Consider the following 12,571-nt stretch of genomic DNA (forward strand, 5'->3'; position numbering starts at 1 on the left):
CCGAACTCGCTGAATATCGAATTACAGCAGCGCCGCGATGGTGGTGCCGGCCATTCTGCGATAGTGACGAGATGCAATGGCGAGTCAAGCCGGCCCTGCCCGTCGCGAAGCTGATCGGAGCGGCCGCCCTCCCGGCCCTGGTCGCGGTCTTCGCGCCGGACGACCTGTCCCGCTGGCTGATAGCCGGCATCGCCGCCGCCGGCATCGTCCTCTGGGCGGTCCGCGACCTGGTGGTTCCGGTGCGCCTGGCGGCGGACACGGCGGGCATCACGGTGGTCACCGGATTCGCCCGGCGCCGGCATGTCCCCTGGCAACAGATCGAGCGGGTACGGGTGGAGTCGGCCCCCCGCCGCGGCCGGCGCAGCGGGGTGCTCGAGATCGACGCGGGCGACTCCATCTACACCTTCACCGAGCCGCAGGTCAGCGCGATGCCGGAGGAGGTGGCCACGGAACTGGCCGCCCTACGCGAGGTCAGCTGAGCAGTACCACGGTCCGCATGATCGCCGCGGCCAGGATCACGGCCAGCACCACCGAACAGCCGACCGCCTGTTTCACCGTTCGATGCGGAACCCTCGCATAGGCCAGAACCGCCGCCGCGGCCGCGCCCGCCGCCAAGCCGCCGAAGTGACCGGGGACGGAGACCTGCGGCACGCTCAGGGTGAAGATCACGTTCGTGATCAGCAACGGGATGATCGGCCCGGCGTCCAGCGAGAGCCGTTTGTTGATCACGATGGCCGCGATGACGAGGCCGTACGTCGCCGTGGAGGCGCCCGCCGAGCCCTGGTTCTGCGGCTGGATCACGTACGCCGCGACGTTGCCGCCGAGCCCGGACAGCAGGTAGAGCGCGAGGAAACGAACCGGCCCGAGCTGCCGCTCCAGATAGCGGCCGAGGGTGGTCACCAGCGACATGTTCAGCAGCATGTGGACGGCGCCGTAGTTGATGAACATGGCGGTGACGAGGCGATACCACTCGCCGTGCGCGATGCCGTGCAGCTCGCCGTTCTGGTAATACGCGTAACCGAACACCTCGCCCCACTCGGTGACCGGGGTCTCCGAGCCGAGCAGGCCGAACCAGCCACCGGGGGCACCGAAAAGGGCACCCACACCGCCGAGGATCGTCGAAGCGATCAGGAACAGGACGTTGACCGCGATGATCGCCTGACACGCGTAACCGAGCTGGCCGACGCGGCTCCCGCCGAAAGCGGTGCGCGCCGGCCGTACGCCCTTGTTGCCCTTCTTGACGCACTCCTTGCACTGGAAACCGACCGACGCGTCGACCTTGCAGTCGATGCAGATCGGACGATCACAGCGGTTGCAGGCCAGCTGCGTCTCCCGCTTCGGATGCCGGTAGCACACCGGTGTCGTCGACGGGGCCTCACTCATGGCACCAAAGGTACCGCGAGGCTCAGGAGCGCTCGATCACCACTCGCTCGATGACGACGTCCTCACGCGGCCGGTCGCCCGGGCCGGTGGGGGTGTTCGCGATCGAGTCGACGATCTTGGCCGACTGCTCGTCGGCGACCTGGCCGAAGATCGTGTGCCGGCGGTTCAGGTGCGGGGTCGGCGCGACCGTGATGAAGAACTGCGAGCCGTTGGTGCCCGGTCCGGCGTTCGCCATCGCCAGCAGGTACGGCCGGTCGAAGAAGAGCTCCGGGTGGAACTCGTCACCGAACTGGTAGCCCGGGCCACCGCGACCGGTGCCGGTCGGGTCACCCAGCTGGACCATGAAGCCGGCGATGACCCGGTGCGAGATGGTGCCGTCGTAGTACGGACCCTTGCCGGTCTGGCCGGTCCGCGGGTCCTTGTACTCCTTGGTGCCCTCGGCGAGTTCCACGAAGTTGCGGACCGTCTGCGGGGCGTGATCCGGGAAAAGCTGGAGCCGGATGATGCCATGGTTGGTGTGCAGGGTGGCGTAAAGATTCTCGGCCACGGGTACTCCCGTCATGGTGATGGGCTGTTCTCGTGCAATTCGGATCCTCCCCCATGTCGGGGATCCGGCCGCGCGGGGGTACCCGAGAAGGCAACATGGCCTGGGAGAAACCACAGGAGGTGGGCACTGGTGTTCGCAACGATTCGCCGACGGAGCCGGAAAGCGCAGATGCGCAATGAGCTCGGGCAGAGCGTCGACCACTTCAAGCGCGCGGCCTCGATCGCGGCAAACGAGACCAGCGCGACCGTCGCACCCAAGATCAACGCCGCTAAGGATCGGGTCCAGCCGGCAGCGACTGCGGCCAAGGACGCCGCTTCGCAGAGCTGGGACAGCGCGCTCGCCGCGCTGACCGCCGCGTCGGAGACCGTCCGGCACGCCGGCAAGACCACCAAGAAGGTGAGCAAGCGGCAGCTCAAGGCCGAGCAGAAGCAGGCCCGCAAGCTGCAGAAGAAGGCCGAGAAGGCGGTCGGGCGCAAGAAGAGCCGGACCGGCCGGCTGTTCGGGTACGCGCTGCTCGGTACCGCTGTCGGGGTGGGCGCCGCCTACGTGGCCCGCCGTCGTCGTGAAGCGCAGTGGGACGAGTACGAGCCCACCACGCGGACCGGCGCCGACGACGCGGCCTTCGAGCCGACGGAGCCGACCGCCTACACCACGTCGAACGGCATCGTCACCGAGCAGAGCAAGCAGGAACCCCGGTAATCACTACCGCCGCCCGGCCCGGATCGGATCCAGGGCCGGTCCGGCGGGCAGATACGCGATCAGCTGAGCCGGGACGCGGGTGGGGCGCACCTTGCCGTACCCGAACCGGCTCAGCAGGTCGCGGCTCGCCAGCGGGTAATACCGCCCGGCGTCGGTGACCAGCGTCACCGTGCCGCTGCCGGCCGGCGCGTCCGGTGACGCGACGGTCTCCACCACCGCGCCCCGGCCACGGTCCACGTGCACCAGGTCGACCCGTGCCGCACCGGTCGGCGCGATCCCGGCCGGGATGGTGGCGTTCACCGTGACGGTGTCGCCCGGCAGGGTCACGCAGGCGCTCGTCGGAGCGGCGGCCAGTGTCGGCACCGTGGCGGGCAGGCCCTCCGCGGTGGCGCTGAGCCGCGCCTTGGACTCGGGCAGCCGGATGAACTCGGCACCGATGTTGATCGGCGTCGCGGTCGTCGACGTGGCGGCCAGCAGCTTGGCCTGCACCTCGGTGAGCGCGGCGATCCCGTCGGCGAGGACCACACCGAACGTCTTGCCGTCACCGGTGAGCACCTGGCCGACCTTGCGACCGGGGATCACCGACGCCTTCCGCAGGCCGGGAACGACCGGCGCGGTCAGGTCGGGACCGGCCTGCACCGAGTCGACCCAGGCGGTCGAGACAAGCCACGGCCGGGTGCCGTACCACCCGAGGGCGCGCTGCACGGCGTCGACGCGGGCGGCGGGCAACAGGTGCCGTCTGCCGTCGAGGACCAGGTGTGTACGCCCGATCGCGTCCCGCACGAGCAGGCCACCGCCCGGCGCGCCGCCACCGGCCGGGGTGGCCCCGATCACGAGGGTGCTGCGCGGCCGGCCGCCGGAGGTGTCGGTGCACACCGCCCAGGCCGCGTTGAGCAGGTCACCGGCCGCGGGCAGCGAGTCCGGCGCGTCGGGGATGCCGAGCGGCTCACCCAGCGGCATCCTGGCCAGTTTCTCGCCCGCCACGGTCTTCAGCGTGGGCGCGTCCCCGTCGGCCAGCAGCAGACCCGACGTGTAGTTCAGGACGGGGTGCACCTTGCCGTCGGACTTCAGATAGACGTACCGCGCTCCGGTCTTTTTCTCCACCAGCACCGACGTCGCGTCGTTCGCCTCGGCCATGGTGTGACCCGTGAAGATCCCGTAGACCGCGAAGCCACCGACCACGAGCGCGGCGACCAGCAGGCCGACGAGGGCGGTGACGCCGGCCCGGCGCAGCGGCGATCGATGCGGGTCCGGGTCGTGTGACACCAGCGCCGCGACCACACGCTGCACCGAGTACTGGTAGGAGTGCAGCTCATCCTGACGCGACGGCACCCCGACACTCTAGAGGTCACACTCGATCCCGTGGGGGCGGGCTAGAGCCAGCCGTTGCGGCGGAACGCACGGTAGAGCACCACGGTGATCAGCGACAGGAGAGCGACCAGAGCCGGGTAGCCGTACTTCCAGTCGGTCTCCGGCATGTAGTCGAAGTTCATCCCGTAGACACCGGCGAACGCGGTCCAGACCGTGGCGATGGCCGCCCAGGACGCGATCTTGCGCATGTCGTTGTTCTGGTCGACGGTGACCTGCGCGAGCCGTGCCTGCAGGATCGAGTTGAGGAGGTCGTCGTAGGAGGAGACCTGTTCGACCGTACGCGTCAAATGGTCTTGAACGTCTCGGAAGTAACGACGGATCTCCTTGGGCACCACGCCCTGGCTCGACGTGATCGCGGCGAGTGGACGCTGCAGCGGGACCACCGCGCGGCGGAACTCCACAAGCTCTCGTTTGAGCTGGTAGACCTGCTGTATCGGCGCGATGCGCACGCGGGAGAAGACACCCTCCTCGATGAGGTCGAGGTCGGCTTCGAAGTCGTCGGCCACCTCGAGGTAGTGGTCGACCACCCGGTCGGTCACCGCGTAGGCCACCGCCCACGGGCCCTGCTGGAGCAGCGCCGCACGTTGTTTCTCCAGGTCGGCGCGGACCGGCGACATCTCGGAGGCGTCGCCGTGCCGGACGGTGATGACGAACCGCTCGCCCACGAAGATCATCATCTGGCCGGTCTCGACCACCTGAGAGCTCTCGGTCAGCTCCTGGTGCGGCACGTACCGGGCGGTGCGCAGCACCAGGAAGTGCACGTCGTTGAACTGCTCCAGCTTGGGCCGCTGCTCGGCCTTGACCGCGTCCTCGACGGCCAGCTCGTGCAGGCCGTAGAGCTGGGCGATCGCGGCCATCTCCGCCGCACCCGGCTGGTGCAAGCCGAGCCACACGAAGGCGCCGTCGCGCCCGCACGCCTCGGCGAGGGCGGCGTCCGGGCTGAACTCACCGGGCAGGCGCCGACCGTCGACGTAGACACCGCAGTCCACCACCGAGGACGGGATGTCGCCTTCGCCCGTCTGGTTCGGGTGGTCACCGTTGTTGAGCAGGCCGCGCACCCGGTCGGCCCACATCTTGCCGAGGGGCCGGCCACGCGTCCACGAACGTTCCGTCATGCCAACCTCCCCCGGGGACGACAAACCAGCCGAGGGTACCCGCGCCGGGCGAACAAAAGCCCGCCCGGCGCGGAACACTTCAGCCGCGTACCTCTTCGATCGCCTCGGCGAGCCTGCGCACGCCCTCGTCGATCTGGTCGACGGTGACCGCCGAGTAGGCCAGGCGCAGCGAGCTGTTACCGCCCTCGAGCAGGAAGTCGCTGCCCTTGACGACCGCGACACCCTTCTTCATGGCGGCCAGGAACAGCTTGTCCACGTCGACGTCCGAGGGCAGATCGACCCAGAGGAAGTAGCCGCCGTCCGGCTCGGTGAACGTGGCGCCCGGGATGTGCTTGCGGATCGACTCGGCCAGCACGCGGGCCCGCTCGCCCAGCGCCTCGCTGACCTTCCGGACCGACTTCTCGATGTCACCCGAGACACAGAACTGGTGCACGATCGCCTCCGACACCATGCCGGGGGAGATGTACAGGTTGGTGGCCTTCTTCGCGATCGCGTCGATCAGCGCGGCCGGACCGACCAGGTAACCGACCCGGACGCCCGGGCAGACCGTCTTGGTGAAGCTGGAGGCGTGCACGACCAGGCTGTTGGTGTCGAGCGACAGCATCGAGGGCAGCGGCTCGCCACGGAACCGGATGTCGACGTACGGGTCGTCCTCGAAGATGATGAACTCGTACTGCTCGGCCAGGGCGAGCAGTACGCGCCGCTTCTCGTCGGAGAGCGTCACACCGGCCGGGTTCTGGTAGTTCGGGATGATGTGCGCCAGCTTCGGGCGAACCCCCGACTCGAGCAGCGCGCGCAGCTCGTCGACGTCGATACCGTCCGGCTGGACGGTGACCTGGTGCACCTTGGCGCCCAGGTTCTGCAGGTTGAGCAGTGTCCGGTCGTAGGTCGGCTTCTCCACGACCACGTCGTCACCGGGCTTGACCAGGTGGCCGAAGAGGAACGCGTCCGCCTGCAGCGAGCCGTTCGTCACGATGACCTGGTCGGGGGAGACGTTGTGCTTGTCGGCGATCCACTTCCGCAGCGGGAGGTAGCCGACGGAGGTGCCGTACGCGGTCACGCCCGCCGGGTCGGCGTCGAAGGCACGGGCGGCGGCGGCCTTCAGGCCCTCCACGTCGACGATGTCCAGCGACGGAGCGCCACGGGCGAAGGAGATCAGCTGCTCAGCGGTCATACCCGACAGCTTAGAAGCCGGGTCTATACCATTTTCCGTGTGCCCCTCGCGAGTCCTACGGATGGGACACATGCCGTTATCCTCGCTGGGCACCCCTCACGTGAAGTGGAAGGAAACACCCCATGATCGGATTGGTACTCGCAGCCGGCGCCGGGCGCAGGCTGCGCCCGTACACGGACACGCTCCCGAAGGCGCTGGTCCCCGTGGACGGGGAGACCACGATCATGGACATCTCGCTCCGCAACCTCGCGGCCGCGGGCCTGTCCGAGGTGACCATCGTCGTCGGCTACTGCGCCGGCGCGGTGGAGGAGCGCGTCGAGGGCTTCGAGCAGAAGTACGGCGTGAAGATCTCCCTGGTGCACAACGACAAGGCCGAGGAGTGGAACAACGCCTACTCCCTGTGGCTCGCCCGGGACCACTTCGCCCAGGGCGCGCTCATGGTGAACGGCGACACCGTCCACCCGGTCAGCGTGGAGCACACCCTGCTGGCCGCACGCGGCCCGAGCATTCTCCTCGCCGTGGACACTGTTAAGAAGCTGGCTGACGAGGAGATGAAGACCGTCTTCAATGAAGATGGCCAGCTGACCAAAATCACGAAACTGATGGACCCGGCCGCCGCGTACGGCGAGTACATCGGCGCCAACATCATCGAGTCGTCCGCGGCCGGCAAGCTGGCCGACGCGCTCAAGGCGACCTTCGAGAAGGACCCGAACCAGTTCTACGAGGACGGTTTCCAGCTGTACGCAGACCGCGGTAACGAGGTCCGGGCCGCGCAGATCGGCGACGTGCCGTGGGTCGAGGTCGACAACCACGAGGACCTGGCGAAGGCTCGGGACATCGCATGCCGCTACTAGCCCGTAGCGTCCAGACCCCGCTGCACATCGAAGTGCGGCGGGGCGCGGTCGCCGACCTCGGCAAGATCCTCGCCGACGGCCGGATCTCCTCCGGTGGTGAGGTGGCCGTGGTGGTCGGGCCGGGCCTCGGCGAGAAAGTCGTCGACCTGCTCCGCCCGTCGCTCACCTCGGCCGAGATCTTCGTGACCGGCGGCGGCACTCTCGACGCGGCGCTGGAGCTGTCGAACAAACTGCGCTCGGGCCACTTCGACGCGGTCGTCGGCATCGGCGGCGGCAAGACGGTCGACACCGCCAAGTACGCCGCCAGCCGCTGGGGCCTGCCGATGGTCTCGGTCGCGACGAGCCTCGCCAACGACGGCATCGCCTCCCCGGTGGCCAGCCTGATCAACGACGGGATCAAGGGGTCGTACGGGGTGCACATCCCGTTCGGCGTCGTCGTCGACCTCGACTTCGTGGAGAACGGACCGGAGCTGGTCAACCGCGCCGGCATCGGTGACGTGATCAGCAACATCAGCGCGCTCGCCGACTGGGAGCTGGCCCGCCAGGTGCGCGGCGAACCCGTCGACGGCCTGGCCGCCTCCCTCGCCCGGATGGGCGCCGAGGCGGTGCTGACGATGCCCGGCGACATGTCCGACGACGCGTTCGTCACGGTCCTCGCCGAGGCGCTGATCTCCAGCGGCCTGGCGATGGCGGTCTGCGGCAGCAGCCGGCCCTCCAGCGGCGGCTGTCACGAGATCATGCACGCCATCGACTCGCTCTACCCCGCCACGGCCTCGCACGGCGAACTGGCCGGCATGGGCGCGCTGTTCTGCACGTTCCTGCGCGGCGACGAGCGTCGGCTCAAGCAGATGTCCGACTGCCTGGCACGGCACCAGCTCCCACGTACTCCGTCCGACGTGGGCCTGGACGCCGACCAATTCGTGCAGGTCATCGAGTTCGCGCCGCGGACCCGGCCGGACCGCTACACCATCCTGGAACACCTCGCCATGACGCCGGAGCAGACCCGGCAGAAGCTGGCCGAATACAACGATGTCATCGCGTCCCTCTGAAACCGGCCGCCCTCCCGGCGAGGGCGGCCGCCCGCCCGCCGCGAGTTCCGGATCGGTCCCCCCGGTCAATCCCACCCGCATCGACAACCCCGGCACGATGCCTCCGCCCGGTCCCGCACCGTCGGCCGCCGCCGGCTCTTCCGGGCCTTACGGCAAACCTTCCGCGGGTACGCCCACGGCCGCAGCCGGGTCTTCCGTGCCTCCTGGCAGACCTTTCTCCGGTACGCCCACCGCCGCCGGGTCTTCGGGGCCTCCTGGCGGACCTTTCTCCGGTACGCCCGCCGCCGGGTCTTCGGGGCCTTCCGGCGGACCTTTCTCCGGTACGCCCGCCGCCGGGTCTTCCGGGCCTTCCGGCGGACCCTTCTCCGGTACGCCCACCGCCGCCGGGCCTTCCGGCAGACCCTTCTCGGGTACGCCTACCGCCGCCGATTACTACGCGGCCAATCGTGGCGGTGGCCTGTTCAGCGAAGCCATCAGCCAGCGGATCGGAGCACGAATCGCGGTCGGCGCGCACAAGCGCCGCCTGTCCCCGACCGTGTTGAGCGTCCTCAACCTGGGGCTCGGCTGCCTGGTCTCGTTCATCGTGATCGCCACCGCGGGCCCCGTCGCCGAGGGCAGCCTGTGGGCCGCCCCGATCGGCCTGCTCGCGCTCGTCGGTTGGCAGCTGGCGTACGCGTTCGACTGCTCCGACGGCCAGCTCGCCCGGGTCACCGGTCAGAGCAGCACCGCGGGCGGTCGCCTCGACGTGCTCTGTGACGTGGCGGTGCAGTGCTCCCTGGTGGCCGCCCTGGCCGCGACCGCCGCGGCGCAGGAACCGGAGACCCCCGCGTGGCTGCTGGCCGCCTTCGCCGGCACCTGGATGGTCAACCTGGTCACCTCGGTGATGCAGACCGGCACCCAGGCGGCGAGCATGGTCACCAACACTTCCCTGCCGGTCCGCGCCGTCAAGCTGGTCCGCGACTACGGCGCCGTGATCGCCGTGGCGGGCGTGCTCCTGACCGTTGCACCCCAGTGGGCAGTCTGGTTCGTAGGCCTCTTCACCCTGATCAACGGCGGTTTCCTGGCAGCGTCGATCGCCTTCGCCGGCCGAGCCTCACTCCGTTCTCCCTAACCCGCAACACCCACCCCTCCCCTCAGCCCTCACTCCGTTCCCCCACACCCACCCCTCCCCTCAGCCCTCACTCCGTTCCCCCACACCCACCTCAGTCCTCACTCCGTTCCCCCTAACCCGCAACACCCACCCCTGCCCTCAGCCCCTTACAAGGCCCAGGCAGCCGAACACCCACCCCGCCGTCAGCTCCCGCGAGAATCGGCCTACCGCAACACCCACCCCTCCACAGATCTTGTGAGGTTCCGGCTGCCGCGAGGCGGCGCAACCTCACAAGATCTGCCAGAGGCAGCACCCCAGCCGAAGATCTTGCGAGGTCGCGCCATCCGGGCAGCCAAAACCCCACAAGATCCGCCGGAAGGCGGGCGTCGGTCGGCGACCTTGTCAGGTTGCGCCGTCATCGCAGCCCAAACCTCACAAGATCGGCCGGCAGGCGAATGCCGCCAGCAGACGGACGTCGCCGGAACACGGGCATCGCCGGAACACGGGCGTCTCCACGAAGCGGGCGCCTCACGAAGCAGGCATCGCCGGAAGGCAGGCATCGCCGCGAAGCGGGCGTCAATCGGCGATCTTGGGACGTTGCTCCATTCGAACAGCCATAACCCCACAAGATCCGCCGGAAGGCGGACGTCGGTCGGCAACCTTGTCAGGTTGCGCCGTCATCGCAGCCCAAACCTCACAAGATCGGCCGGCAGGCGAGTACCGCCGAACGCGGGCGGCGCCGGACGCAGGCGTCGCCGCGAAGCGGGCGTCGCCGCGAAGCGGGCGTCGCCGCGAAGCGGGCGTCAATCGGCGATCTTGGGACGTTGCACCATTCGAACAGCCGAAACCCCACAAGATCCGCCGGCAGGCGGGTGCTGGCAGGCGGGTGCTGGCAGGCGGGTGCCGGCAGACGGGTACCGGCAGACGGGTGCTGGTGGGTGGGTGCTGGTGGGTCGGCGCCGGCAGGCGGGTGCTGGTGGGTCGGCGCCGGCAGACGGGTGCCGGCAGACGGGTGCTGGTGGGTGGGTGCTGGTGGGTCGGCGCCGGCAGGCGGGTGCCGGCAGGCGGGTGCCGGCAGGCGGGTGCCGGCAGGCGGGTGCTGGTGGGCGATCTTGGAAGGTTGCGCTGCCGTGGCAGCCGCAACCCCGCAAGGTCTGCTGGGAGCGGCTGTCAGGCGATTGGCTGGCGGGACATCTCCGTGTAGATGGAGATAAGGCGGGGTGTGAGGACGTCCGGATGGAAGTGCTGCTGGTAGCGGGCTCGGGCAGCGACCGCCGCAGCGGCGGCGCCGACCCGGGCGGCGGGCAGCGCGGCGGCCAGCGCGACCGGATCGGGCGCGGCGAGCCATCCGGCCGCCTCGGCACCCGTGCCGACCATGTAGGGGATGCCGCCGACCGCGGTCCCCAGAACGGCCCGACCGCTGGACATCGCTTCGAGGATCACTGTGGGCAGCACGTCCTCCCAGGTCGGGACGGCGATCACCACGGCTGAGGCCTGCCGGGCGGCGACCATCCCGGCCCGGTCCAGCGGCCCGAGGTAGAGCACGTCGGATCGTTCGGCCGCTGCCTGCTCGGCGAGCGGCCGCAACTCGCCGTCCCCGGCGATGCGCAGCGTGCCGAGGCTGCCGTCCGGATGCTGGCGCCAGGCATCGAGCAGCAGGCCGAGACCCTTCTCCGGGGAGAGCCGGGCGCCGTACAGGAATCCGTCTCCGAGCGGCGCCGGAGCACCGGGGTCGGGCAACCCGTTCGGTTTGATCACGATGCGGTCGGCCGGGACACCGTAGTCGACGAGATGCGCCGCGATCTTGTCGGTGAGGGCGATGTAGCGGTCCACCGAACGCCACGTGGGCCGGTGCACCGCGAGCGTGGTCGCCATGATTGCGCTCTGGGCGGCGGATCCCCGGTAGCAGCGGTTGCGGATCGCCGGCCAGCCGAGCAGCTTGCCCCGGCAGTCGTGACAGTTGTGGCCGTCGCGGAAGTAGAGCCCGGACGAGCAGACCTGCCGATAGTTGTGGACGGTCTGCACCACCGGGACACCGTGCGCGTGCGCGGTGCGGATGACCCAGGGCGAGAGCAGCGGGTACGGGTTGTGCAGGTGCAGCACGTCGGGGCGTTCCGCCCGCAGCAGCGCCGACAGATCGCGCTGGGCGTCGGCCCCGTACACCGGTGAGATCGGCAGCAGCGCCTTCCGTCCCGCCGACATCGATGCGATCGAGTCGGAGCTGCGCTGGAACGGGACCACCTCGACGCCGGCCTCCCGCAGCTGGCCGATCTCCGTATCGACGATCACGTTCTCGCCGGACGGGATCGCCTCGCGATACCGATTGTGCGCCACCACCACCTTCATGGGGCGGAGCCTAATGGTCGCCAAACGCTACCGTGAGGAGGTGCCCGAACTCCCTGAGGTCGAGGCGCTCGCGGCCTATCTGCGTGAGCGTGCGGTCGGCCGTACCGTGGAACGCTTCGAAGTCGCCTCCTTCAGCGCGTTGAAGACCTACGATCCGCAGCCGTCGGCGCTGGCCGGCCTGCCTGTCACGAGTGCCGGCCGGCACGGCAAGTTCCTCGACGCCGGCATCGGTGACGACCTGCATCTGATCGTGCACCTGGCCCGGGCGGGCTGGCTGCACTACCGGGACTCGTTCAAGTCCCCGGCCCCGCTGAAACCGGGCAGTGGCCCGATCGCGATCCGGGTGCGGCTGGACGACGGTTCCGGATTCGATCTGACCGAGGCCGGTACGCAGAAGTCGCTCGCCGCCTATCTGGTGCGCGATCCGTCCGAGGTGCCCGGCGTGGCCCGGCTCGGCCCGGACGCGCTCGCCGTGTCGCTGGAGGAGTTCGCCACCCGGATCCGCGGCCGGAAAGGACAGATCAAAGGGGTCCTCGTCGACCAGGAGGTGCTCGCCGGGATCGGTAACGCGTATTCCGACGAGATCCTGCACGCGGCGAAACTGTCCCCTTTCGCGCTAACCGGAAAACTGAGCGACGAACAGATCGCGACCCTCTACGAGGCGATGCGGGCGATCGAGACCGACGCGGTCGAACGGTCGGTCGGACAGAAGGCGGCCGAGCTCAAGGGCGAGAAACGCGCCGGGATGCGGGTGCACGCCAGGACCGGAATGCCGTGTCCGGTGTGTGGTGACACGGTTCGCGAGGTGTCGTTCGCGGACAAGAGCCTGCAGTACTGCGCGACCTGCCAAACCGGAGGAAAACCGCTGGCGGATCGCCGGCTGTCCAAGCTGGTCCGGTGAGGCGCTACCAAGTGATGACGGTGCGTATACATCACGATTGTC

At 69.4% G+C, this 12,571-nt stretch carries 12 protein-coding genes; 6 read left to right on the forward strand and 6 right to left on the reverse strand.

Annotated features, from left to right (window positions below):
* Positions 1 to 71: 71 nt before the first annotated feature.
* Positions 72 to 479: a PH domain-containing protein gene (locus CLV67_RS54280; RefSeq protein WP_106321127.1), complete on the forward strand. Its 408-nt coding sequence runs from the start codon at positions 72 to 74 to the stop codon at positions 477 to 479.
* On the opposite strand, the gene CLV67_RS21625 is transcribed toward CLV67_RS54280, so the two are convergent.
* Together CLV67_RS21625 and CLV67_RS21630 are read right to left on the reverse strand one after the other, a co-directional pair.
* Complete coding sequence (locus tag CLV67_RS21625) at positions 472 to 1,383, reverse strand: rhomboid family intramembrane serine protease (RefSeq protein WP_106321129.1); 912 nt, start codon at positions 1,381 to 1,383, stop codon at positions 472 to 474. The two genes, CLV67_RS54280 and CLV67_RS21625, sit on opposite strands and share 8 nt — an antisense overlap.
* Before the next feature lie 22 nt (positions 1,384 to 1,405).
* Positions 1,406 to 1,930, reverse strand: coding sequence for a peptidylprolyl isomerase (locus tag CLV67_RS21630; protein ID WP_106321131.1), 525 nt, complete (start codon positions 1,928 to 1,930; stop codon positions 1,406 to 1,408).
* Positions 1,931 to 2,098: 168 nt separating this feature from the next.
* Between CLV67_RS21630 and CLV67_RS21635 the strand changes: the two genes are divergently transcribed.
* A complete protein-coding gene (locus CLV67_RS21635; protein ID WP_106321133.1) occupies positions 2,099 to 2,629 on the forward strand; it encodes a hypothetical protein in 531 nt (176 codons plus the stop codon).
* A gap of 3 nt (positions 2,630 to 2,632) precedes the next feature.
* On the opposite strand, the gene eccB is transcribed toward CLV67_RS21635, so the two are convergent.
* The 3 genes from eccB to CLV67_RS21650 form a co-directional block, all read right to left on the reverse strand.
* Positions 2,633 to 3,961, reverse strand: a complete 1,329-nt coding sequence (gene eccB / locus CLV67_RS21640; RefSeq protein WP_106321135.1) for a type VII secretion protein EccB — start codon at positions 3,959 to 3,961, stop codon at positions 2,633 to 2,635.
* Positions 3,962 to 4,002: 41 nt separating this feature from the next.
* Positions 4,003 to 5,115, reverse strand: coding sequence for a magnesium and cobalt transport protein CorA (locus CLV67_RS21645; RefSeq protein WP_106321137.1), 1,113 nt, complete (start codon positions 5,113 to 5,115; stop codon positions 4,003 to 4,005).
* Positions 5,116 to 5,194: 79 nt separating this feature from the next.
* Positions 5,195 to 6,289: an aminotransferase-like domain-containing protein gene (locus tag CLV67_RS21650; RefSeq protein ID WP_106321140.1), complete on the reverse strand. Its 1,095-nt coding sequence runs from the start codon at positions 6,287 to 6,289 to the stop codon at positions 5,195 to 5,197.
* Between the two features lie 122 nt (positions 6,290 to 6,411).
* On the opposite strand from CLV67_RS21650, the gene CLV67_RS21655 reads away from it, so the two are divergent.
* The 3 genes from CLV67_RS21655 to CLV67_RS21665 all read left to right on the forward strand — a co-directional run bounded on the left by CLV67_RS21655 (position 6,412) and on the right by CLV67_RS21665 (position 9,303).
* A complete protein-coding gene (locus CLV67_RS21655) occupies positions 6,412 to 7,143 on the forward strand; it encodes a phosphocholine cytidylyltransferase family protein (RefSeq protein WP_106321142.1) in 732 nt (243 codons plus the stop codon).
* Positions 7,131 to 8,192, forward strand: coding sequence for an iron-containing alcohol dehydrogenase family protein (locus CLV67_RS21660; RefSeq protein ID WP_106321144.1), 1,062 nt, complete (start codon positions 7,131 to 7,133; stop codon positions 8,190 to 8,192). The genes CLV67_RS21655 and CLV67_RS21660 overlap by 13 nt, the downstream gene beginning before the upstream one ends.
* Positions 8,193 to 8,649: 457 nt before the next feature.
* Complete coding sequence (locus CLV67_RS21665) at positions 8,650 to 9,303, forward strand: CDP-alcohol phosphatidyltransferase family protein (RefSeq protein WP_106321373.1); 654 nt, start codon at positions 8,650 to 8,652, stop codon at positions 9,301 to 9,303.
* A 1,149-nt stretch (positions 9,304 to 10,452) separates the two neighbouring features.
* Here CLV67_RS21665 and CLV67_RS21670 read toward each other — a convergent pair.
* The gene (locus CLV67_RS21670) at positions 10,453 to 11,628 is read right to left on the reverse strand and encodes a glycosyltransferase family 4 protein (protein ID WP_106321146.1); all 1,176 of its coding nucleotides are present in this window, start codon (positions 11,626 to 11,628) and stop codon (positions 10,453 to 10,455) included.
* A 40-nt stretch (positions 11,629 to 11,668) separates the two neighbouring features.
* Between CLV67_RS21670 and CLV67_RS21675 the strand changes: the two genes are divergently transcribed.
* Complete coding sequence (locus CLV67_RS21675) at positions 11,669 to 12,529, forward strand: Fpg/Nei family DNA glycosylase (RefSeq protein WP_106321375.1); 861 nt, start codon at positions 11,669 to 11,671, stop codon at positions 12,527 to 12,529.
* Positions 12,530 to 12,571 lie beyond the last annotated feature (42 nt).

The organism is Actinoplanes italicus, assembly GCF_003001815.1.
Classification (GTDB): domain Bacteria; phylum Actinomycetota; class Actinomycetes; order Mycobacteriales; family Micromonosporaceae; genus Actinoplanes; species Actinoplanes italicus.

Bases quoted from the DNA above. Each gene is read 5' to 3' on its own strand.
- CLV67_RS21625 (WP_106321129.1), bottom strand. From the start codon at position 1,383: ATGAGTGAGGCCCCGTCGACGACACCGGTGTGCTACCGGCATCCGAAG.
- CLV67_RS21655 (WP_106321142.1), top strand. From the start codon at position 6,412: ATGATCGGATTGGTACTCGCAGCCGGCGCCGGGCGCAGGCTGCGCCCG.
- CLV67_RS21670 (WP_106321146.1), bottom strand. From the start codon at position 11,628: ATGAAGGTGGTGGTGGCGCACAATCGGTATCGCGAGGCGATCCCGTCC.
- CLV67_RS54280 (WP_106321127.1), top strand. From the start codon at position 72: ATGCAATGGCGAGTCAAGCCGGCCCTGCCCGTCGCGAAGCTGATCGGA.
- CLV67_RS21635 (WP_106321133.1), top strand. From the start codon at position 2,099: ATGCGCAATGAGCTCGGGCAGAGCGTCGACCACTTCAAGCGCGCGGCC.
- CLV67_RS21645 (WP_106321137.1), bottom strand. From the start codon at position 5,115: ATGACGGAACGTTCGTGGACGCGTGGCCGGCCCCTCGGCAAGATGTGG.
- CLV67_RS21660 (WP_106321144.1), top strand. From the start codon at position 7,131: ATGCCGCTACTAGCCCGTAGCGTCCAGACCCCGCTGCACATCGAAGTG.
- CLV67_RS21650 (WP_106321140.1), bottom strand. From the start codon at position 6,289: ATGACCGCTGAGCAGCTGATCTCCTTCGCCCGTGGCGCTCCGTCGCTG.